17 protein-coding genes are annotated in these 20,753 nt (G+C 68.3%); 10 read left to right on the top strand and 7 right to left on the bottom strand.

Going from position 1 to position 20,753, the window contains the following annotated elements:
- The first annotated feature begins 35 nt into the window (after positions 1–35).
- Complete coding sequence (locus NGM07_RS03805) at positions 36–1,043, top strand: alpha/beta fold hydrolase (RefSeq protein ID WP_253517323.1); 1,008 nt, start codon at positions 36–38, stop codon at positions 1,041–1,043.
- A gap of 142 nt (positions 1,044–1,185) precedes the next feature.
- Here the strand turns inward: NGM07_RS03805 and NGM07_RS03800 are convergent, their stop codons facing one another.
- Positions 1,186–1,578 carry a Zn-ribbon domain-containing OB-fold protein gene (locus NGM07_RS03800; RefSeq protein WP_253517320.1) on the bottom strand — a complete coding sequence of 131 codons (393 nt, stop codon included), beginning with the start codon at positions 1,576–1,578 and terminating at the stop codon, positions 1,186–1,188.
- Positions 1,575–2,738, bottom strand: coding sequence for a thiolase C-terminal domain-containing protein (locus NGM07_RS03795; protein WP_253517318.1), 1,164 nt, complete (start codon positions 2,736–2,738; stop codon positions 1,575–1,577). Before NGM07_RS03795 ends, NGM07_RS03800 begins: the two co-directional genes overlap by 4 nt.
- Before the next feature lie 189 nt (positions 2,739–2,927).
- On the opposite strand from NGM07_RS03795, the gene NGM07_RS03790 reads away from it, so the two are divergent.
- A complete protein-coding gene (locus NGM07_RS03790; RefSeq protein WP_253517315.1) occupies positions 2,928–3,257 on the top strand; it encodes a DUF5789 family protein in 330 nt (109 codons plus the stop codon).
- Positions 3,258–3,274: 17 nt separating this feature from the next.
- Here NGM07_RS03790 and NGM07_RS03785 read toward each other — a convergent pair whose 3' ends face one another.
- Both NGM07_RS03785 and aglJ read right to left on the bottom strand, forming a co-directional pair.
- Positions 3,275–4,987, bottom strand: coding sequence for an acetate--CoA ligase (locus NGM07_RS03785; RefSeq protein ID WP_253517314.1), 1,713 nt, complete (start codon positions 4,985–4,987; stop codon positions 3,275–3,277).
- A gap of 61 nt (positions 4,988–5,048) precedes the next feature.
- Positions 5,049–5,954 carry an S-layer glycoprotein N-glycosyltransferase AglJ gene (aglJ, locus tag NGM07_RS03780; protein WP_253520143.1) on the bottom strand — a complete coding sequence of 302 codons (906 nt, stop codon included), beginning with the start codon at positions 5,952–5,954 and terminating at the stop codon, positions 5,049–5,051.
- A 314-nt stretch (positions 5,955–6,268) separates the two neighbouring features.
- Here aglJ and NGM07_RS03775 point away from each other — a divergent pair, with 314 nt between their 5' ends.
- From NGM07_RS03775 to NGM07_RS03760, 4 genes are all read left to right on the top strand, one after another.
- Positions 6,269–6,997, top strand: coding sequence for a flagellin (locus tag NGM07_RS03775; RefSeq protein ID WP_253517312.1), 729 nt, complete (start codon positions 6,269–6,271; stop codon positions 6,995–6,997).
- A 169-nt stretch (positions 6,998–7,166) separates the two neighbouring features.
- On the top strand, positions 7,167–8,309 hold the full coding sequence (locus NGM07_RS03770) for a glycosyltransferase (protein ID WP_253517310.1): 1,143 nt from the start codon (positions 7,167–7,169) through the stop codon (positions 8,307–8,309).
- Positions 8,310–8,312: 3 nt separating this feature from the next.
- Positions 8,313–9,353, top strand: a complete 1,041-nt coding sequence (locus NGM07_RS03765; RefSeq protein ID WP_253517308.1) for a glycosyltransferase family 4 protein — start codon at positions 8,313–8,315, stop codon at positions 9,351–9,353.
- Between the two features lie 87 nt (positions 9,354–9,440).
- Entirely contained in the window at positions 9,441–10,811 is a 1,371-nt protein-coding gene (locus NGM07_RS03760) for a sulfatase (protein WP_253517307.1), read from the top strand.
- A gap of 40 nt (positions 10,812–10,851) precedes the next feature.
- On the opposite strand, the gene NGM07_RS03755 is transcribed toward NGM07_RS03760, so the two are convergent.
- Genes NGM07_RS03755 through NGM07_RS03745 form a run of 3 tightly spaced genes read right to left on the bottom strand, consistent with a single transcriptional unit; the run spans position 10,852 to position 14,434 of the window.
- Complete coding sequence (locus NGM07_RS03755) at positions 10,852–11,769, bottom strand: hypothetical protein (protein WP_253517305.1); 918 nt, start codon at positions 11,767–11,769, stop codon at positions 10,852–10,854.
- Between the two features lie 49 nt (positions 11,770–11,818).
- The gene (locus NGM07_RS03750) at positions 11,819–13,375 is read right to left on the bottom strand and encodes an alkaline phosphatase family protein (protein WP_253517303.1); all 1,557 of its coding nucleotides are present in this window, start codon (positions 13,373–13,375) and stop codon (positions 11,819–11,821) included.
- 24 nt (positions 13,376–13,399) lie between these two features.
- Positions 13,400–14,434 (bottom strand): glycosyltransferase family 4 protein, encoded by a 1,035-nt coding sequence (locus NGM07_RS03745; protein WP_253517301.1) that lies wholly within the window; start codon positions 14,432–14,434, stop codon positions 13,400–13,402.
- A 90-nt stretch (positions 14,435–14,524) separates the two neighbouring features.
- Between NGM07_RS03745 and NGM07_RS03740 the strand changes: the two genes are divergently transcribed.
- The 4 genes from NGM07_RS03740 (at position 14,525) to NGM07_RS03725 (ending at position 20,733) form a co-directional block, all read left to right on the top strand.
- The gene (locus NGM07_RS03740; RefSeq protein WP_253517299.1) at positions 14,525–15,988 is read left to right on the top strand and encodes a sulfatase; all 1,464 of its coding nucleotides are present in this window, start codon (positions 14,525–14,527) and stop codon (positions 15,986–15,988) included.
- Positions 15,989–16,058: 70 nt separating this feature from the next.
- The gene (locus tag NGM07_RS03735; protein WP_253517297.1) at positions 16,059–17,660 is read left to right on the top strand and encodes an alkaline phosphatase family protein; all 1,602 of its coding nucleotides are present in this window, start codon (positions 16,059–16,061) and stop codon (positions 17,658–17,660) included.
- Positions 17,661–17,700: 40 nt separating this feature from the next.
- Complete coding sequence (locus tag NGM07_RS03730; RefSeq protein ID WP_253517295.1) at positions 17,701–19,260, top strand: alkaline phosphatase family protein; 1,560 nt, start codon at positions 17,701–17,703, stop codon at positions 19,258–19,260.
- 6 nt (positions 19,261–19,266) lie between these two features.
- Entirely contained in the window at positions 19,267–20,733 is a 1,467-nt protein-coding gene (locus tag NGM07_RS03725) for an oligosaccharide flippase family protein (protein ID WP_253517294.1), read from the top strand.
- Positions 20,734–20,753 lie beyond the last annotated feature (20 nt).

The raw sequence follows: 20,753 nt of genomic DNA, 5'->3' as shown, positions 1-20,753 counted from the left end.
CAAGAGCTAAACCTCTCCACGGTGACTAGTCGCCCATGAAGCTACGAACCGCCGTCACCGCGGTTGCGGGAGGACTGGGCGCCGCCGCAGTCGGGAATCGACTACTCGCCCGAAAAGCGGGCGAACTCCAACCCGCGCTCCCGGGCGAACAGCAGACGTACCGCTGGCGCGGATTCGACGTCGCGTACACCGAGGCCGGCGACCCGGACGACCCGGACGTACTCCTGTTGCACGGAATTCACGCCGCCGCCTCGAACAAGGAGTTCGACCAGATCTTCGAACAACTGAGCAAGACCCACCACGTCGTCGCGCCGGACCTGCCGGGCTTCGGCCGGTCGGACCGGCCGCCGCTGACCTACTCGGCGTCGCTGTACACCGCCTTCGTCACCGACTTCGCCGAGGACCTGACCGACGACGCCGCCTGCGTGGCGTCCTCGCTCACCGGCTCCTACGCGGTGCTCGCCCAGCAGCAGGCCGACGTGTTCTCCCGGATGGTGCTTGTCTGCCCGACCGCCGACACGGGCAAGCGCCGGACCTGGCTCCGGTCGCTGTTCCGGTCGCCGCTGGTCGGAACCGCGCTGTTCAACCTCCTCACGAGTCGCCGGTCGCTGCACTACTTCGACAACCGCGACGCTTACTCGACGGAGGCCGGGTACACCGAACACGACGTCGACGACCAGTGGCAGACCGCCCACCAGCCGGGCGCGCGGTTCGCGCCCGCCTCGTTCGTCTCGGGCTTCCTCGACCCGGACGTCGACCTCGGAGCGGAACTGTCGACGCTGGACGTCCCCGTCACCATCGTCTGGGGTCGCGACGCCACCGTCACGCCGCTTTCGGAGGGCGAGGAACTCGCCGAGCAGGCCGACGCGAAACTGGTCGTCTTCGACGACGCCCGCCTGCTCCCCCACGCCGAACACCCCGGCCCGTTCCTCGACGTGTTGGTGGACGAACTGACCGCGGCGGGCATCGACGTCGAACCCGAACACGAGACGGACGTCGAAACAGAGGCGGAGGGCGAACAGAGCGCCGAAGCCGGGCAGTAAACCGACGGTAGCAGCCAGTCCGGGGTCGCCCGCGGGTGACCCCGGACCGGACCGGCCGACGGAATCTTCTTCGAGCGAAGCCAGGGCTAACGTCTCGGAAGTTCGTCCGACCGCGGTCGCCCGTCGAGGACTGCGGGACGGACTACCGCGGTCGGAAAACTAGGATTCGCTCGCCGGTCGTCTCGGTCGACCCGACGTCGGGGGCGACCGACGCGCCGGTTTCGACCGCATCGGGGTCGACGTCCTGGAGTTGGCCGGTGAGTCGCACCGGGCCGAAGTCGACGACGGCGGTGACGTAGGGGACGTCGTCGGCGAACTCCGGCGAGGCGACGTGAATCGTCGTGTGGGTTTCGACCTCGCCACTCTCGGGTAGCGGAACCTCTTTGAGGTCGGTCGTCCCGCAGTGCGGGCAGACCCGCCGGGGCGGCAGCGACCCGTGGCCGTTCTCGCACTCCACGTAGAACCCCTCGCCGTCGGCGACCGCGTCGAGGAAGTCGTCGAAGCCGTCGTCGCGAACGAGTTCGTCGCCGCTCATGCGACCACCTCCAGGACGTGGACCGTGGTGCTGGCGACCGTTCCGCCGGCGTTGTGTGCCACGCCGACCTCGCCGTCCACGGCGTCGCTGTTGGGGTGGTCGCCCCGGAGCAGGCGAGTCAGCTCTGCGATTTGACTCGTACCGGTCGCGCCGACCGGGTGTCCTTTGGCCTTGAGACCGCCCGAGAGGTTCACCGGCAGGTCGCCGTCGCGGGTCGTCTCGCCGCGGGCGGCCGCGCCGATGCCCTCGCCGGGCGCGTAGAAGTCGAGCGATTCGAGCGCCAGCACCTCCGCGATGGTGAAGCAGTCGTGGACCTCGGCGGTCGCCACGTCGGTCGCCTCGACACCCGCGTCGGCGTAGGCCTCCTCGGCGGCCTTCTCGGCGGCGGGCGTGCGGGCGAGGTACTCGCGGTCCTGGAGGGCCATCTTGTCGCCGCCTTGTCCCGTGCCGGTGACGGCGACCGGCGCGTCGAGGTCGTGAGCCTCGGCGTACTCGTCGCTGACGAGGACGACGGCGCTCGCGCCGTCGGTGATGGGGCAGGCGTCGTAGAGGCCGAGCGGGTCGGCGATCATCGGCGCGTCGAGCGCCTCGTCGACCGTGATTTCGCGCTGGAACTGCGCGTGCTCGTTCGGCAGGGCGTTGTCGTGGTTCTTCACCGCGATGGCGGCGAGGTCCTCCCGGGTCCCGCCGTAGCGCTCGAAGTACGCGCGGGCCATCAGCGCGTACGCGCCGGGGAAGGTGATGCCCGCCCGGACCTCGTAGAGGTCGTCGGCCGCGATGGCCAGCGCCTCGGTCGTGCCCGCGGTCCCGAGGTTGTTCATGCGCTCGGCGCCGCCGACCAGCACCACGTCGGCCTCGCCGTTGCGGACGTCCTTGACGGCTTCGCGCACCGCGACGCCCGAGGAGGCGCACGCGCTCTCGTAGCGGGTCGCGGGCGCGTCGACGCCCGCGGCTTCCGCCATCAGCGGCCCCTGGTGACCCTGGTGTTCGGCCAGTTCGCCCATGAAGTTGCCGTACTTCAGCGACTCGACCGCCGAGCGGTCGACGCCCGCGTCGGCGAACGCCGCCGCGCTCGCCTCCGCGAAGAGGTCCCGGCCGGTTCGCTCGGGGTGCTTGCCGAAGTGGGTCAGCCCCACGCCCGCAACTCGAACGCCTGTCATAGCGTGACGTAAGTGCCGGACGGTTAAGAAAGGCACTATCCATCATCAACGTTATCCAACGACCGACGCCGAGGCGTCGCGCGGATTCGGTTGGTTTCGTCCGGCGGAGAATTGCATAGAACCGAGGAACTTAACCGCCGCGCCCCTCGGGGGAGTAGCTTTTCAAACTCCGGGTCGATACCTATCCCCATGGGCGTCAGGCCACCTTCGTCGAACACGGACGACGGACCGGAGGTCATCGAGTTCGGCATCGCCGAGGTGGCGGCCGAACTCGACGGCGCAGAGGTATCGTTTCCCGCGACGGGCGAGGAGGTCGTTCGGTCGCTGTCGGACCCTCGCATCGACTACAACGCGAAAGGACACGCCGTCTCGCTCTCGGAGGCCGTCGGCGACACCGACCGGACTCGGTTCGAGAGCCAGCAGGACTTCCTGAACGCGCTCCACCCCGTCTTCGAACGCTACCGAACCTCTCGGACCCCGGGCGTCATCGAGCGAGTGCGCGCGGCGCTCCCGCTCTGAGACGGGGCGGGTCGCGTTCACTCCGACTCGACTTCGGCTTCTTGCTCGGCGTCGTCCTGCAGTTCGGTGCGCCGAATCTTGCCCGTCACGGTCTTGGGCAGTTCCTCGACGAACTCGATTTCCCGGGGGTACTCGTGGGCGGAGAGTTCGTCGCGGACGTGATTCTTGACTTCTTCGGCGAGTTCCTCGGAGGGGTCGGCCGCCTCGCTCGGGACCACGTAGGCCTTCACGATGTTGCCGCGTTCGCGGTCGGGTTTGGGGACGACCGCGGCCTCGGCGACGGCGGGGTGTTCGCCGAGCGAACTCTCGACCTCGAACGGGCCGATGCGGTAGCCAGACGAGATGATGACGTCGTCGGCCCGGCCCTCGAACCAGAAGTACCCGTCCTCGTCCTTGCGCGCGAGGTCGCCCGAGAGGTACCAATCGTTGACGAAGCAGTCGGCGGTCTGCTCGGGTTTCTCCCAGTACTCCGCGAAGAAACAGGGGTAGTCGCCCCGCTGGGCGATTTCGCCGGTTTCGCCCGGTTCCATCGGCTCGCCGGTTTCGGGGTCGACGACCTCGGCCTCGATACCCGGCAGGGGCTTGCCCATGCTCCCCGGTTTCAACGTCATCGTCGGGTAGTTGTTGATTATCATGTTCCCCGTCTCGGTCTGGCCGTAGGTGTCGTGGACGGTGACGCCCAGCGTCTCCTCGCCCCAGTCGACCACCCCGGCCGAGAGCGGTTCGCCGATGGAGAGCGCGTGGCGCAGGTCGAGGTCGACGCCCTCCAGGACGTGCTCTTTCTCCCGGAGCATCCGGTAGGCGGTGGGCACGCTGAACAGCACGGTGATGGGGTACTCGTCGAGCAGGTCGGCCCACGTCTCGGGGTCGAACTCGCCCTCGTAGGTGAACAGCGCCGCGCCCCAGAACCACGCGCCGAGCGTGTTGATGGGGCCGGTCAGCCACCCGAGGTCGGCGGTCGACCAGTAGAGGTCGCCGGGTTGGAGGTCGACCGCGAACTTCTGGGTCGCCGCCACGCCGGCGACCCACCGCTGTTTGTGGAGGACGCCCTTCGCCAGGCCTGTTGTCCCGCTGGTGTAGTACAGCAGCGCGTCGTCCTCGCCGCCGGTCCGGGCGGCCTCGTAGTCCCGACTCGCGTCGGCCAGCACCTCGTCGAAGTCGATGTCGCCTTCCCGCTCGCTGCTCACGGAGTCGGCCGGTGCATCTGCGCCGGCCGACTCCGCGTCGCGGTCCACGACGACGACGTGCTCGACCGAGGGAACGTCTTCGAGCGCCTTCTCGACCGTCTCGCGGTTGTCGCTCGTCGTGACGACGACCGACGCGTCGCAGTCGTCGAGACGGTAGGAGATGCCGTCCGGGCCGAACCGCTCGTTGACGCCGCCGAACACCGCGCCGCGCTTGAGCGTCCCGACGAGTGCGACGTAGTGCTCGGGGATTCGCGGCATGTACGAGAACACCCGGTCGCTCTCCTCGACGCCGAGGTCCTCGAGGACGTTCGCGAACCGGTTCGACCGCTCGGCGAGTTCCCAGAACGTCAGTTTCGTGAGGTCGCCGTCCTCGCTCACCTGGTAGAGTGCGACCTTCTCGCGGTTCTCGGCGTGGCGGTCGCAGACCTCGTGTGCGACGTTGAGTTCGGCCGGAGCGTCCCAGTCGGCCTCGGCGTAGATGTCGTCCCACGAGAACGACGCGCGGGCGTCGTCGTAGTCGGCGAGATTGTGATTGTCAAACATGCACGACTACGTACTTCGTCGCTCCGAATAACGCTACCGACGTTTCGAAAATCCGGAACGTTCAGTCGAGTCGCCGCATCTGCTCGCGGTGGAGCGTCACGATCATGTCCGAGAGCACGCCGAACATCAGCAACTGGACGCCGAACAGGATGGCGAACGCCGAGACGACCGCCAGCACCTCGTGGGAGGTGTTGGCCGGCCCGAACCACTCGTAGCCGACGTAGGCGGCGACCAGAACGCCGAACAGCGAACTCAGCAGGCCGACGCTCCCGAAGTAGAACAGCGGGTTGTTCGTCTTCGCCAGTTGGTAGAGCGTGAGCAGGATGACGCCGCCGTCGTGTATCGGGTGGAGGTTGGTGTCCGACTCGTCCGGACGGGCCTCGTAGCGGATGGGGACGACCTTCGTGGGAACGCCGTGTTTCACGCACTCGACCGCCATCTCGGTTTCGACGCCGAAGCCGTCGGCGTCGAGGTAGAAGTTGTCGACCGACTCGCGGGTGAACGCCCGGTAGCCGCTGAGGATATCCTGGAAGTCCCGGCCGTGGATGTTGCGGAACACCCAGTTGAACATCCCGTTGCCGGCCTGGTTGAGTCGCGTCATCGCGCCCTCCTCCATGTCGGCGAAGCGGTCGCCGATGACGTGCTCGTACCGCCCCGAGAACAGCGGTTCGAGCATCGCCTCGGCGTCCTCCGGTCGGTAGGTGCCGTCGCCGTCGAGCATCAGCACGTACTCCGCCTCGATGTACTGGAGCGCCTCGCGAATCGCCTGGCCCTTGCCGGTGCCCGACTGCTTGACGACGCGCGCGCCGTGTTCGCGGGCCACGTCTTCGGTGCCGTCGGTCGAGTTGCCGTCGACCACGAGGACGTTCTCGAACCCGCGGCTCCTGAAGCCGTCGATCACCTCGCCGATGGTTTCGGCTTCGTTCAGCGTCGGAACGAGTACGCATACGTCCTCGCGGTCGGCCATCGAGAGGGAGTAGGTTGCCACGTGCGCAAAAGGCTTACCTATCGAGGCGCGGCGACCACCCTCGACGAACACCTCTAAAATTTAAACTTTACGTCACCCGCGTTGCCTTGCCGTCTGCGCTCATTCGACGTGTCAGAAATAGTTGGAGCATCACCGGACCGTCCCGCTCCCCCGTCGGGGATTCTCGAAAGAGTTACGTTCCGGCGGTCGCTCGCGCCGTCAGTTATCAGCGATGAGAACCGACGAATGTTATATATATCTCTGGTTGCACGTCATCGATGGGAAAGTTCCCGACATCCAATACGGTACGAATGATGATACAAACTCTACTCTCTCGGTGCAAAGACAGAATCGAAGGCGCGGTCGAAGACCGTGGTCAGGTGGGTATCGGCACGCTGATCGTGTTCATCGCGATGGTGCTGGTCGCGGCGATCGCCGCCGGCGTCCTCATCAACACGGCTGGGTTCCTCCAGACCAAGAGCGAGCAGACCGGCCAGGAGTCCAGTGCGCAGGTGTCCAACCGCGTGCAGGTCGTCTCCGGCTTCGGTAACGTCGGCAACGACGAGAAAGTCGACTACCTCAACCTCACCGTGATGCGCGGCTCCGGCTCCGACGATATCAACCTCTCGGCTGCAACCATCGAGTGGATCGGTCCGAACCGAGCCACGACGCTGACGAAGGTGCCCGAGGCCAAGGACGGCGACGGGAGTCCGAGCGGCGACAACTTCAACCAGGCTATCCAGCTGACCAAGGCTGACGGTAGCTCGCGGACCGCCATGGACGTCAGTGGTTCGGACAGCGAAGTCGGCGACTTCGACTACTTCGACGTCACCAAGATAAAGGACCCGTCGAAATCGGTGCCCGTGCTTGACGAGCAGGACGACCGGTTCAAGATCATGCTCAACACGACCGCGATCACCGGTCAGCGCCTCTCCGAGGGTTCGGAAGTCGAACTCAAGCTGACCACCCAGTACGGTGCGGTCACCATCTACCGCGCGAACGTCCCGCAGTCGCTCTCCCAAGAGAACGCGGTGACGGTCTAAGCGGAAGTTACCGACCGACCTTCCTCTCACGTTTTCGCCCTGTTCCGACGGGGCTTCATTTTTCACGTTCTGAGCAGCGGTCGCGCCGGTATCCGACCGCTTCGCCGAGCCGACGGGGGACCGCCGCGCAAGCAACAATCAATTATAACCCCCTTCCGTAGCCGGTTACATGGACTCCCTGGTGGCCGCCGCAGGTGCCCTCGTCGCCGTGACGGCCCTGCCGTACCTCGCGTACCTCGCGCTCTACGCCGCGGTTCGACCGAGCGGTTCGCCGGCCGACAAGCGCGACGCGGAACCGACTGCCAGCATCGTGCTCCCGACGTACAACGAGTCGGGCATCATCGAGAAGAAACTCGACGACGTGCTGGCGCTCGACTACCCGATGGAGAAGGTCGAACTGGTCGTCGTCGACTCCTCGGACGACGAGACGCCCGAACTCATCGAGGAGTACTTCGCCGACCGCGAGTACCCGGAACTGAACCTCATCCGCGAGCGGGAGCGTCGCGGCCTCGCACCCGCGCTCAACGACGCCTACGCGGCCGCGGAAAACGAGATGGTGGTCAAGACCGACTGCGACTCCTACGTCGCGCCGGACGCGCTCCGGCAGGCCGCCGCGAACCTCGCCGACCCCGACGTGGCCGCCGTGACGGGACAGAACGCCGAGGTCCTCGGCGGAAGCGAGGTCGAAGCCGGCTACCGGGGCGTGCAGGCCCACATCCAGACGCTCGAATCGCACCTCGACTCGACGCTCATCTTCCACGGTCCGTTCTCGGCGTTCGACAACGACGCCATCGTCCCCATCGACCCGAACTCGCTGGCCGACGACACCGAACTCGCGCTGAAGATCCGCCGCGGCGGCGACCGCGTGGTCTTCGACCCCGCGGTCCGGTACAAGGAAGCCTCCCACTCCGACTTCGGAAAGCGGCGTCTGCAGAAGGACCGCCGGGGGATGGGCCTGATTCGTCTGCTCGCCCAACATCGCGACGCGCTCGGCAAGTACGGCAACTACGGAAAGCTGGTGCTCCCGTTCAACTGGTGGTTCATGGTTATTTCGCCGTGGCTCGTCGCGCTCGACGTGCTCGCGGTCACGGCGGCCGCGGTTTCGGTCGCCGGTTGGGCCGGACTGGCGGTTCCGGTCGCGCTCGGCGGGTTCGTCTGGCTCGGACAGAAGGACCTCCTGGGACCGTTACAGGCGCTCTACGCCATCCTCGACTCGCAGGTGTCGTTGCTGAACGCGTCGGTCGCGCTCCTGCGCGGCGAGGGCGACGGGACCTGGGAGGTCGACGAGGAGTTGCGCGAGGCGTTCGAGTAGCTCATGCGGATACTCCAGGTGACGCCGCGCTACCCGCCGCACGCCGGCGGCGTCGAAACGCACGTCTCCGAACTCGCCGAGCGGATGGTCGCCCGCGGCCACGAGGTCACCGTCTTCGCGGCCGACGCGGGCGGCGACGTGTCCCGACGCGAAACGCGGAACAGCGTGGACGTGCGGCGGTTCCGCGGGTTCGCGCCCGGCGGCGCGTTCCACGTCGCGCCCGGCGTCGTCCGGGCGGTTCGACGGGCGAATCCCGACGTGGTTCACGCCCACAACTACCACTCTCTGCCCGCGTTCTTCGCCGCGCTCGGGGCGGGCGCCCGCACTCGACTGGTCGTGACGCCACACTACCACGGCGGGAGCGCTAGCGGCTTCCGGGACCGACTGCTCTCGCTGTACCGACCTCTCGGCGGGTGGGCGCTCCGCCGCGCCGACGAGGTCGTCGCGGTCAGTGAGTGGGAGCGTGACCGCCTCCGCGAGGACTTCGGCGTCTCGGCCGCCGTGATTCCCAACGGTCTGGACGTCGGGCGATTCGAGGACGCGATCCCCGCGGAGCGCGACCGGCCCTATCTGCTCTGCGTCGGCCGACTGGAGGCGTACAAGGGCGTCCAGCACGCGATTCGCGCGCTCGATGCGCTCCCGGAGTACGACCTCCTCGTTGCCGGGTTGGGCGACTACCGCGAGGAACTGGAGCGCGCGGCCCGCGACGCCGGCGTCGCTGGCCGCGTCGAGTTCCTCGGATTCGTCGCGGACGAGGAACTTCCGGGGCTGTACGCCGGCGCGGCGGCCTACCTCACGCTCTCTGCGTTCGAGTCCTACGGGATGACCGTCGCGGAGTCGCTCGCGGCCGGCACGCCGTGCGTGGTCCGGGAGGCGGGCGCGCTGGTCGACTGGGCCGACCGCGGCGACTGCGTCGGCGTCTCGTCGGTCGCGCCCGAAGCGGTGGCCCGGGCCGCCAGAGCGGCGGTCGGGCGCGACGCGCCCGACGCGCCGCTCCCGACCTGGGACGAGGTGACCGAGCGCGTGCTGGCGGCGTACGAGTAGTCCGGCGCCACGTCCCCGCAGTTGATGCGATCGCGAGCGCCGGCGCGGACGAGTAGCGTTTTAACCGTCGACCGACAGGGAGCGAGTATGAACGTCCTCCTCGTCACCGTCGACTCGCTCCGGGCCGACCGGGTGGATCCGGAGGTGATGCCCGAAACTCGGTCGTTCGCCGACGGGGCGGTAGAGTTCACCGAGTGCGTCGCCAACGGCCCGTCGACGCCGGCGTCGTTCCCGTCCATCCACGCGAGTCGGTACTTCGCGAGCATCGAGGGACTCGGCATCCCCGAACCCGGCGCCGACGACGGCATTCAGACGCTCGCCGAGCGACTCCGCGACGCGGGGTACGCCACCGCGGGCTACACGGACAACCACTTCGCCAGCGGGTCGTACCACTACGACCGGGGCTTCTCGGTGATGCACGACGCCAGCGGCACGACCGAGGCGGGCAAACTCAAGCAGTTCGTCCAGTCGAACCTCGACAAGGAGGGGACGCTGTTCAAGACCATCGAGCGGGTGTACAACCGCGTCGACGCCGCGTTCGCCACCGCGACCGGCAACGAGAGCGAGTACGAGCGCGCCGAGTCGCTCAACCGGCGTGCGTTCGACTGGATCGACGACCGGTCGGGCGAGTGGTTCGCGTGGCTCCACTACATGGACGCCCACCACCCCTACGAGGCGCCCGAGGAGTTCCAGCGACAGTTCTTGGACGAACCGCTCGACCTCGCGCGGTGTCGCGGCCTCTCTCGGAAGGGCACCCACCATCCCGAGGAGGTGACCGACCGCGAGTGGGAGCTGATTCGAAGGCTCTACGACGCCGAGTGCGCCTACGTCGACGACCAGTTCGGCAAGGTACTGAACGCGCTCGACAACCGCGACCTGCTGGACGACACCCTCGTCGTCTTCACCGCCGACCACGGCGAACTCGTCGGCGAACACCGCCACGCCGGCCACCCGCCGGAGTTCTGGGAGGGCGTCCTCCGCGTCCCGTTCGTCGTCCACCACCCCAACCGAGAAGCGGCGGCCGTCGAGGGACAGACCCGACTCGTCGACCTTCCGCCGACCGTCACCGACGCGCTCGGCCTCGACGCGTTCGACGGCTGGGAGGGCGAGTCCGCCTGGGACCTCGCCGACGGCGAGGTCGACGCCCGCGAGTACAGTTTCGCCGACGTTGGTAGGCACGTCGATTACGCCCGGTGTAGCGCTCGGCGGGCCGACGGCTGGAAACTCCTGCGGCACGGCGACGACGGCGAGTTCCGCTTCAACGTGCGGGAGACGCCCGACGAGCGACCGGAGGACGACCGTTCGGCGGACGACGTTCGCGAGTTCGAGGAGTTGACGGCCGCGCTCGACGACCACCGAGAGCGGATGAAGCAGATGCGCGAGGGCGGTTCGCACGGCGTCGACGAGGACGAGGAGATGGTGGCCGAGCACCTGAAGGACCTCGGGTACATGGAGTAGTCTCGACGACCGTCGTTCGAGGTTGATGGACTTCGAAAGGTCAGAGGTAGCCGAGCGCGCCCAACTTCTCTTCGACGTCTCCGCGTTCGGCCTGCGGTTCGAACTCGGGTTCGTAGCTCCCGCCGTCCGTCGCGCTCGTCCGATACCACGGCACCGTGCGGATGACCGGCAGGGGAATCTTCGGATGGCCGTACACGCCGTACTCGCCGGCGGCGTTGGCGTGGTCGGCGCTGATGACGACGCGGTCGGCGTCTACGTTCTCCAGCAGCAGCGCCACGTCTTCCAGGACGTACCGGAGGTTCGCTCGGTACGACGACCACACCGTCTCCCGGTCGAGTTCGCCCCGTCGCAGACGGTGCCACGGCGAGTCCCACCCTTCGCCGTCGCCGAGCGTGTCCGCGTTCATGCCGTCGGTGAGCGGTTCGGGAACCGACGGGAAGTGCGGTTGCATGTAGTGGACGATCAGCCGTTCGGCGTCGCGTTCGCGGCCAGCGGCGATGGCCCGGTCGGTGACGTTCCGCGCGGGAATCGTGCCGGTTTCGTCGTCCCAGCCGTAGCGCCACACTTCGTCGAGCGCGAGGAGGTCGTCCTCGCTCAGAACGCGCTTGCTGAACGGGTTGCCCGTGACGTACGCCGTCTCGCGCATCTCCTCGGCGTACTCCTCGGTGAAGGTCCGCTCCATCCACTGTATCGAAGAACTGCCGACGGAGGTGAGCGTATCGGGACCGTCGAGGAAGGCGTGTTCGTCGGCGACCTCGCGCATCAGGTCCACCCGACAGGCGTCGAGCAGAATCAGTACGTCCCAATCGCGTTCGAAGACGTGTTCGCCGCCCGAATAGAGGCCGTCGGTTCGCCGGAGCGCACCGACCCACAGCTCTCGAAGGCTCTCTTTCATCCCTTGGGAGCCGTCACGGCCGACGCGTTCGCGCGTGTCCGAGAGCCAGTCGCCGAACGTCATTCGAATCTCACCGCGAGTGGTGCTCGGGCTACTATTTGGGTATGTCGAATCACTCCAGATACCCCAACTCGCGCAGCGTGTCCTCGACTTCCTCGCCGGCGCCCGCCCCGGCCGCTTCGGTCGCCGTCGGCGGGCCGTACTCGACGTCGCGCTCGGCTGCCTCGCCGGCCAGCGCGTCGCGGCGCACCTCGCCGTCGACGTCCTCCGGGACCGCCGCCCCGAGGTAGTGGAGCAGGGTCGGCGCGAGGTCGTAGAGGTCGAGGTCGGCGGTTCCGGTTCCGACGCCGTCGCCCAGCGCGGCGAACACGCCCGACCGGCGGTGGGTCGCCAGCCACTCGGTCGTCTCGCCGAAGACGCCTCCGCCGATGGCTTCCGGCGCGTCGACGCCGGTGGCGTACTCGACCACCAGGTCCGGGCCGCGCGCGCGGTCGCCGGTGTAGATTTCGGCGGGGTCGTGAACCTCCGCGACTACGGGGTCGCCCGCCGGCGTTTCGAGCGATTCGAGGTCGGCCGCGAGGGCCGCGGCGTACTCGTCGGCCGCCGCCTCGTCCGGGAAGGCGCCGCGGTTGACGTACACCGGACCGCGACCGAGCGAAACCGCCTTCGTCCGCGACCAGTCGATGGCGGCGTCCTGAATCGCCACGCGGCCGCTCTCGCTCGGGAAGAACCGCTGGACGGACTCGGGGACGAGCGACTGGGCGAGGCCGACGAGGCCGAGTTCGCCGACCAGTCGCTTCAGTCGCTCCTCGGTCAATCCGATGGTCGCCAGCAGGTCCCGGGACTCGGACTCCTCGACCGCGAGGTCGCCGCGTTCGAGCAACCACTGGTTGACGAGGAAGATCTCGTCGATTCCGGTGAAGCCGTGGTCGCTCATCAGGAAGACGGCCTCGGCGTCGTCGCGGTCCAGCAGGTCCCCGAGGAGTTCGTCGACGCGCTCGTACGCCGCGCGAAGCTTCTCCGGGCGGTCCCAGAGCCGGTGCTGGAGGGTGTCGGTCGCGAAGAGCGTGGTGTGGACGAGGTCGCAGTCCTTCTCGTCGGCGAGCCACGTCGCCGCCGCGAACCGCTGTTCGAACAGCGACCGGGCCTCCGCGACCAGTTCGTCGGGGGTCGCCTGGTCGAGCACGAGGTCGGGCTTGACCCGGTAGTCGGGAATCTCGGCCAGCAGTTCGTCCTTCAGCGACTCGGGGCTGGTGAACCGCTTGCGCTCGCTCGCGGGACTCCCGGCGATAGTGAGGACGCCTTCGGGGGCGTCGGCGTCCATCTTCGGCGGATGCGTGGTCGGCATGTTGACCACGCCCGCTCGCCGGCCGCTCTCGGCCAGGACGTCCCAGTACTCCCGGGAGCGAAAGTCGCTCGCGTCGTTGGCCGATATCTCGTTCGTCGCGCGGTCGTAGGCGAACCACTCGTAGACGCCGAGTTTGCCGGGGGTCTTGCCCGTCGAGTAGCACTTCCACGCCGGGAAGGTGACCGGCGGGAGGGTGCTCCGGAGGTCGCCCGCGACGCCGCCGTCGAGCACGCGGGCGAACGCCGGGAGGTGGCCCTCCTCGGCCCAGGGCCGCAGCAGCGACCAGTCGGCCCCGTCGAGGCCGACGACGTAGACGGTCATGTGCGGGTACTCGCCCCGCCGAGATTAAAGTGCTTTGAGAACTCGCCGGAACGCCTTGCGGAACGCCGCCTTCCGCGAGGCGGGGTCGAACCGAGCGCCGCGTTCGCGAGCGCGGTCGGCGAACTCGCGGCGTTCGTCGGCGTCACGGTGGAAGTACTCCCGGACGCCGCGGGAGAGCGCGTAGGTGTTGGTTTCGACGACGAGCGACTCGTCGATCTCCCGCGCCTCCGAGCGCGTCCCGGTCGTTCGGGTGACCAGCGGCGGCAGTCCGGCCCGCATGGCTTCGAGGGTGCTGACGGGGAAGGTGTCCATCCGCGAGGGTTGAACGAACAGCGACGCCGGGGCGAACGCGTCGGCGAGATCCTCGACGTAGCCCCGAACTCTGACGCCCGGCGTCTCGCCGTACGACTCGGGGTGGCCGCCGCCGACGACGTGGAGTTCGGCGTCGGGGAACTCCTCGCGGACGCGGGGCCACGCTTCGACCAGCATGTCGACGCCCTTGTACCGCCACGGGCGAGCGACCGTCACCGCGACGTTCGAGTCGAGGTCGGGGTCCGCGTCGCCGAGCGCCTCGTAGTTCTCCGGTTGGATGAACGGGTGGGCGACCTCTATCGGCGCGTCGGGACCGACGACCGGGCGTGTGAACTCCGCGGCGAACTCCGAAACCGCGACGACGCCGTCGATGCCGCGGCGGCCGACCGCTCTGACCGCCGGGGTGCCGAACTTCCCGACGAGGGATTTCGCGAGCGAGTCGCCCTCGAAGTCGGCGCTGCCGAGTTCGTAGAGGCCGTGGTCGGCACAGAGGTAGACCAACTTCCCCCCGCGGGTGAACCGACGGGCGAGCGCGGCGTACAGCGGCCGCGACCCCTCCACGAGGTAGACGTCGTAGTTCGGGTACGCCAGACCGTTGAGGGCGTCCTCGGCCACGGTACCCTCGAACGGTCCCGCGCCGAGGCGGTGGTAGTCGACGAGGTCGGCGCCGACCGCCTCGGCGAAACCGCGGTGGGCCGGGTGCGGGTCCTGGTGGAGCATCGCCACGCGGACGGCGTCGGGGTCCATGTCGGTGGGGGCGGCCGCAGACCGTTTAAAACCCCCGTTCGACGGCGGCGAAGCTAAAGCATTTATTCTCCGGAGGACCTCGAAACGAGTATGCCCGACCGCCCGAACGTCCTGCTTCTCGTCTTCGACACACTCCGCGCCGACGCGCTCACCTGTTACGAAGGGGCGTTCCCCGTGAAGACGCCGACCTTCGACCGGGTGGCCGACCGCGGGACCGTCTTCGAGAACGCCTTCGCGGTCGGCCCGTGGACGCCGCCCTCCCACGGAACCCTGTTCTCCGGGCTCTACCCGCCCGAAACCGGATTCGAGGGCGCGTGGCCGACCATGCCCGAGTCGGTCCCGCTGCTCGCGGAGTGGTTCGCCGACCGCGGCTACCGAACCTACGGCATCCCCGGCCCGGCCAAGATGGGTTCGGCGACCGGACTCGACCGCGGCTTCGAGGAGTACTACGAGGTGTACGAGGAAGTGGCCGAGCGGCCGTCGCCGGCGTTCTTCCGGCAACTGGTGACCGACCCGCTCGTCAGGAACGACTTCCTGCGACTCCTCCGGCGGGGCAACGACTACTACACCGAAATCAAGTTCGACCGCCTGCGCGACTGGCTCGGCGGTTCCGCCGAGCCCTTCTTCGCGATGGCGAACGTGACGACCGTCCACGCGCCCTACGACCCGCCGCGGCCGTACAAGCGGGCCGCGACGCCCGAACTCTCCCGACCCGCGGTTCCGCTGGTCGAGGAGTTGCTCGACTCACCGGGGCGATTCGACCACGACGACGTGGACGACGACCGACTGTTCGCGGCGGCCGACGGGGCCGGGTCGGTCAGTATCGCCATGCGGTACTTCGAGGACCGCGAATCGCTCTCGGCCACCGAACTCGACGCGCTCAAGGCGTGGTACGCGGCGTCGCTCGCGTACCTCGACGATAGACTCGACGCCTTCTTCGAGTGGTTCGAGCGCGAGGGACTGCTGGAGGACACCGTCGTCGTCCTCACCTCGGACCACGGGGAACTCTTTGGCGAACACGGCGGACTCTACCACGGCAACTTCCTCTACGACGAACTGACGCGCGTCCCGTTCGTCGTCGCCGGTCCGGGCGTCCCCGCCGGCGAGCGCCGCGACGACCTCGTCTCTCACGTCGACGTGTTCGCGACGCTCTGTGACCTCTGCGACCTCGACGCACCGGAGACGCGCGGGCACTCACTGTTCGGCGACGAGCGCCGCGACGCCGTCTTCGCCGCGGAAGCGCCTTCGGACCTCGCCGACCGGGAGGCCGCCGCCGAGGTGTCGGCCGCCACGCGCCGGGAGTTCGAACTCGGCCGGAAGTCGGTCCGCACCGAGGAGTACCGGTTCGAACTGCGGTCGGACGGGAGCGAACGCCTCTACGAACTCCCCGGCGAGACGGTCGTGGACGACCCCGACCCGGCGGTGGTCGAGGACCTCCGCGACCGCCTCGTCTCGACGCTCGGCGCGGAGTTCGACGGCGCCGGCGGCGACGGCGACGCCGATTACAGCGAGGGGGTCGAGCGGAACCTCCGCCAACTGGGATACCTCGAATAGCGACGCCCGCGAACCGCCGCGGCGACGGAGGAAAAGCAGCTTTAAGCGGTTTCGTCGGTTGGACCCAGACATGCAGACGCTACTGGTCGGACTCGACGCGGCCTGTTTTCCGGTCCTCCGACCGCTCTTCGAGGACGACGAACTGCCGCACCTCCGGTCGCTCTTCGAGGAGGGCGCGGCCGGTCCCCTCGAATCCCAGATTCCGCCGTGGACCGCGAGCGCGTGGCCGTCGCTGTACACCGGGACGAACCCCGGCAAGCACGGCGTCTTCGACTTCCTGCGGTTCGACGGCTACGACTGGGACATCGTCAACGCGACCGACGTCCGACGGCGAACCCTCTGGGAGTACCTCGACGAGGCAGGACTGACGAGCGTCGTCGTCAACGCGCCCGTGACGAGTCCGCCGCCAGAGATAGACGGCGCCGTCATCCCCGGCTATCTCGCCCCCGAGAATCCGCCGTGTCACCCCGCGGGCGTCCTGGACGACGTGCGCGAGGCCGTCGGCGACTACCGCGTGTACGCTCGCCGCGAAACCGACGAGCGGGCGGGCGACGCGAAGTTCGAAGACTACCTCGAACTCACCGAGATGCGGGGGAAGGCGTTCCGGTACCTCGCCGAGGAGTCCGACCCCGACTTCGGGTTCGTCCAGTTCCAGAAGACCGACGCGGTGTTCCACGACTTCCCCGGCGACAACGAGAAGGTCCGGCGGGTCTACCGGCGCGTCGACGAGCAAGTCGGAATGATTCTCGACGAGTGCGACCCGGACACCGTGGTCGTCGCCAGTGACCACGGCATGGGCGAGTACGACGGCTACGAGTTTCGAATTAACCAGTTCCTGCGCGATGCGGGCGCGGTCGAGACGACGACCGAGGGCCAAGGCGTCCCCTCGTGGTTCCAGATAAAGGACGAGCGACTGACCGAGGACGGCCGGGGCGATTCGGAGACGGACCTCCTCGAACGAATCGCCACGACCGCCGCCCGATTCGGCCTGACCTACCAGCGGGGCAAGGCCGCGCTCGAACGGCTCGGCCTCGCCGAGTTCGTCGGAAGACACGTGCCCGTGAGTGCGGTGTTCGCCGCCAGCGACGCCGTGGACTTCCGCCGGTCGAAGGCGTACCTGCGCTCGCCGTCCGAACTGGGCGTGCGGTTGAACGTCGAGGGTCGCGACCCCGACGGCGTGGTTCCCGAGAGCGAGTACGAGGGCGTCCGCGACGAGATCATCTCGCTGTTGACGACCGCGACCACGCCCGAGGGACGCCCCGTCTTCGACGAGGTCGTCCCGCGCGAGGAGCACATCAGCGGCCCCTACGCCGACGAGGCGGTCGACGTGCTGGCGATTCCCGCCGACTTCGACCACTCGCTGTCGGCGCTGGTCGGCGAGCGGTTCGGCGACCCCGAACCGTGGAACCACAAACTGGAGGGCGTCGTCGCCGTCGCCGGCGAGGGCGTCTCTCCGGACGCCGACCTCTCGGGCGCGCACCTGTTCGACGTCGCGCCGACGGTGCTGTCGACGCTGGGCGTCGCCCCCGACGAGGAGATGGACGGCGAGACGCTGGCGGCCGTCGACTCGGTCGAACCGACGGCCTACCCCGAGTACGAACCGGCGGCCCAGCAGTCGACCGAGGACGGCGACGTGGCTCGGCGGCTCTCGGACCTGGGCTACCTGGAGTAGGACCAAACCCCTTTTAGCGGTCGACCCCGTCCCGGCGCACATGATACTCCTCGGACTCGACGGCGCGACGTTCTCGCTCATCGAGCCGTGGGTCGAAGCCGGGGAACTTCCCGCGTTCGAGCGCCTGCTGGACGAGAGCGTCCACGGCGACCTCGAAAGTACGGTTCCCGAGATCACGGTCCCCGCGTGGCCCGCGTTCGCCACCGGACGAGCGCCGCCGACGCTCGACATGTACGGGTTCACCCACTTCAACCGCGAGACTCGGCGGAACGACCTGAGCCACGACGAGTTCGTCCCCGGCAAGATGTGGGACGCGGTCGACGACCAGGGCGGTCGGTCGGTCGTGTTCAACATCCCGGGCTCGTACCCCTGGCAGGCCATCGACGGCACGATAATCGCCGCCGCCCCCGAGTACAAGGACGAGTACGCCCACCCGCCGGAGCGGTGGGACGAACTCACCGACCTCGTCGACGGCTACAAACTTCGCAACGACCGGCCGACCGACTCGCGCGACTACGTGGACCTGAGCCTCGAACTCGTGGACAAGCGATTCGAGGGGTTCGAACACTTCATCCAAAAGGAGGACCCGGACCTCGCGGTGGGACTGATTCGCGCGACCGACCGTGTGGCCCACCACTTCTGGGGGCCCGACGCCACTCCGCCAGCCTCCCCGGACAATCCGCTGTTCGAGGTCTACCGGCGCGTCGACGAGCGACTCGGGGAGTTCCTCGACGCCCACGAGGACGAGGACCTCGTCGTGATGAGCGACCACGGCTTCGAGAAGGTTCGCGCGAAGTTCGCGGCGAACCTCGTCCTTCGCCGTGCGGGACTGGTCACCCTCTCGGAGTCCGGCGACGCCAAGAAGGAAGCGATGGGTACCGCCCGCGACGTCGCGAGCGACGTTCTCGGCAGGGTCGGACTGCTGACGCTGGCCCGGAAACTCGTCCCCGAGAGCGCGCTCACCGGCGTGCCGACCGGCGACCACCTCGGACTCGACAACGCCCTGAGCAAGGGCCGCATCGACTGGAACCGCACCGAGGCCGTCGCCGACGTCGGCCAGAAGACGACGCTCGTCTACGCGCTGGCCGACGACCCCGCCGAGGTCGACCGGGTGTGCGGTCGCGCGGAGTCGGCGCTCCGCGAGGCCGCCGCCGACGCGGACCTCGACGTCCGGTTCGAGCGCCTCGACCGCGGCGGGCCGCACACGCCCGACCTCGCCATGATTATCGAGACGCCGGAGGTCCACGCCTCCTCGCGGTTCGACGTCGACGAACCGCTGTTCGAGGTCGACACCAGCGGCCACGCTCGCGAGGGCATCTTCCTCGCGCGCGGCCCCTCGTTCCGGACCGGCGAAATCGAGGGCGCGACCATCACCGACGTGGCGCCCACGGTGCTCCACGCGCTCGGCTACCGCTTGCCCGAGTCGATGACGGGCGAGGTCCTCGACGTGTTCGCCGAGGGGAGCGACCCCGCCGAACGCGAACCCGAAACCTACGAGTTCGTCGGCGCCGACGCCGTCACCGCCGGCGGCGTCGTCGGGGACGACGAGAAGGAGGGCGAGGTCAAGGACCGACTCCGCGAACTGGGGTACCTGGAGTAGGCTCGTATGAAGGTCGGCGCGGAAATCTCCAAGCGGTTCGTCACGAACGTCCTGGGGACGCTTCTGGGGTTCCTCGGGACCATCTTCTTCACGCGCGAACTCGGCTTCGACGGCATCGGGGTCTACTCCATCTTCCTCGGGATGCAGATGATCGCGGCCAACCTCGCGACGTTCGGGCTGTTTCCGGTGCTGGTCAAGAACGTGAGCGAGGGCGGGGCCGAGGCGCGGCACTTCGCGAGCGCGACGCTGATACTCCTCGGGGGCGTCGGAATCCTGACGGCCGTCGTCGCACCCCTCCGGGGGTACCTCAACGGTATCCTCCACACCGAGGCGGCGATGCTCGTCCCGCTCGGCGTGCTCACGTGGGGGCTCTACCGCCTCTCGGGGGCGTTCCTCGAAGGGAAACAGCGGGTCGCGCTCGTCGGCGCGATAGAGAACGGGCGGTACGCGCTCATCGTCCCGATTCAGGCGGCGCTCGTGGTCGCCGGATTCGGCGTCTACGGGCTCATCTGGGGGCTCATCGTCGGTCAGTTCCTGACCTTCTGCGTCTCGTTCTTCGGGTTCGCGCGGGTGATTCCGGCCCGCCCCTCGCGGTCGATGTTCCGGGAGTTCCTCGACTACTCGAAGTACTCCTACGTCCAGAGCGTCTCGAGTCAACTGTTCAAACACGCGGACTACATCCTGCTGGGCCAGTTCGTCGGCACCGGCGTGACCGGCGTCTACAAGAACGTCTTCACCCTCACCGAGGCGTCGATGCTGTTCTCCTCGGCGCTCGCGCAGGTCGCGCTCCCGCAGGTGTCGGTCCACGCCGACGAGGGCAACGACGAGGAGACCACCTACCTCCTCGGGGCCATCCTCACCTACGCCGGCCTGTTCGCCATCCCGGTCGTCGGCGGCGGCGCGATAATCGGCAACGACCTGCTGTTGACCCTCTACGGGACGGCCGCCGGAACGACCGTCCTCCCGGTGGTCGGCGCGGTCGGACTCGCGAACTCGCTGATTCCGGTTCTGGCGATAGCGAACCTGATGAACGGCTACCGCGAGGGCCTGGAGAAGTTCTTCCTCGGCACCGACCGGCCGCGGGTGTACGCGATGAGCGGGTTCCTGCTCATCGCGGTGTACGGCCTGACGGCGATTCCGCTGACGGACCTCTACGACTCGTGGGGCGTCGCGTGGGCCACGGTGTTCTCGTTCGGCGCGAGCGTCGCCACGCTGTTCTACCTCCTCGACGAACCGGTTTCGCCCGCCGCGGTCGCGGACGTGGGCCGACAGGTCGTCGCCATGCTCGCGATGACCGCCGTCGTCTACGCCGTCACCCTCGAACTCGGCGGCGCGCACGGCGCGCTCCGCCTCGCGGCGGTGCTCGCCGTCGGCGGTGCGACGTACTTCGCCGTCCTGCTGATGTTGAGCGAGCGTATCCGCCTCGACGCCCGCGGCGTCGTCCGGGATTTACGAAACCAGATGCTCCCCTGAGGCGGCGTTGTCGTCGCGGC

Origin of the sequence: Halorussus vallis (genome assembly GCF_024138165.1) — an archaeon.
GTDB lineage: Archaea > Halobacteriota > Halobacteria > Halobacteriales > Haladaptataceae > Halorussus > Halorussus vallis.
This window is presented reverse-complemented; position numbering and strand designations above follow the sequence as displayed.

What these genes read in the sequence shown, in the direction of transcription:
- NGM07_RS03805 (WP_253517323.1), top strand. Translation starts at nt 36, where the DNA reads ATGAAGCTACGAACCGCCGTCACCGCGGTTGCGGGAGGACTGGGCGCC.
- NGM07_RS03800 (WP_253517320.1), bottom strand. Translation starts at nt 1,578, where the DNA reads ATGAGCGGCGACGAACTCGTTCGCGACGACGGCTTCGACGACTTCCTC.
- NGM07_RS03795 (WP_253517318.1), bottom strand. Translation starts at nt 2,738, where the DNA reads ATGACAGGCGTTCGAGTTGCGGGCGTGGGGCTGACCCACTTCGGCAAG.
- NGM07_RS03790 (WP_253517315.1), top strand. Translation starts at nt 2,928, where the DNA reads ATGGGCGTCAGGCCACCTTCGTCGAACACGGACGACGGACCGGAGGTC.
- NGM07_RS03785 (WP_253517314.1), bottom strand. Translation starts at nt 4,987, where the DNA reads ATGTTTGACAATCACAATCTCGCCGACTACGACGACGCCCGCGCGTCG.
- aglJ (WP_253520143.1), bottom strand. Translation starts at nt 5,954, where the DNA reads ATGGCCGACCGCGAGGACGTATGCGTACTCGTTCCGACGCTGAACGAA.
- NGM07_RS03775 (WP_253517312.1), top strand. Translation starts at nt 6,269, where the DNA reads ATGATACAAACTCTACTCTCTCGGTGCAAAGACAGAATCGAAGGCGCG.
- NGM07_RS03770 (WP_253517310.1), top strand. Translation starts at nt 7,167, where the DNA reads ATGGACTCCCTGGTGGCCGCCGCAGGTGCCCTCGTCGCCGTGACGGCC.
- NGM07_RS03765 (WP_253517308.1), top strand. Translation starts at nt 8,313, where the DNA reads ATGCGGATACTCCAGGTGACGCCGCGCTACCCGCCGCACGCCGGCGGC.
- NGM07_RS03760 (WP_253517307.1), top strand. Translation starts at nt 9,441, where the DNA reads ATGAACGTCCTCCTCGTCACCGTCGACTCGCTCCGGGCCGACCGGGTG.
- NGM07_RS03755 (WP_253517305.1), bottom strand. Translation starts at nt 11,769, where the DNA reads ATGACGTTCGGCGACTGGCTCTCGGACACGCGCGAACGCGTCGGCCGT.
- NGM07_RS03750 (WP_253517303.1), bottom strand. Translation starts at nt 13,375, where the DNA reads ATGACCGTCTACGTCGTCGGCCTCGACGGGGCCGACTGGTCGCTGCTG.
- NGM07_RS03745 (WP_253517301.1), bottom strand. Translation starts at nt 14,434, where the DNA reads ATGGACCCCGACGCCGTCCGCGTGGCGATGCTCCACCAGGACCCGCAC.
- NGM07_RS03740 (WP_253517299.1), top strand. Translation starts at nt 14,525, where the DNA reads ATGCCCGACCGCCCGAACGTCCTGCTTCTCGTCTTCGACACACTCCGC.
- NGM07_RS03735 (WP_253517297.1), top strand. Translation starts at nt 16,059, where the DNA reads ATGCAGACGCTACTGGTCGGACTCGACGCGGCCTGTTTTCCGGTCCTC.
- NGM07_RS03730 (WP_253517295.1), top strand. Translation starts at nt 17,701, where the DNA reads ATGATACTCCTCGGACTCGACGGCGCGACGTTCTCGCTCATCGAGCCG.
- NGM07_RS03725 (WP_253517294.1), top strand. Translation starts at nt 19,267, where the DNA reads ATGAAGGTCGGCGCGGAAATCTCCAAGCGGTTCGTCACGAACGTCCTG.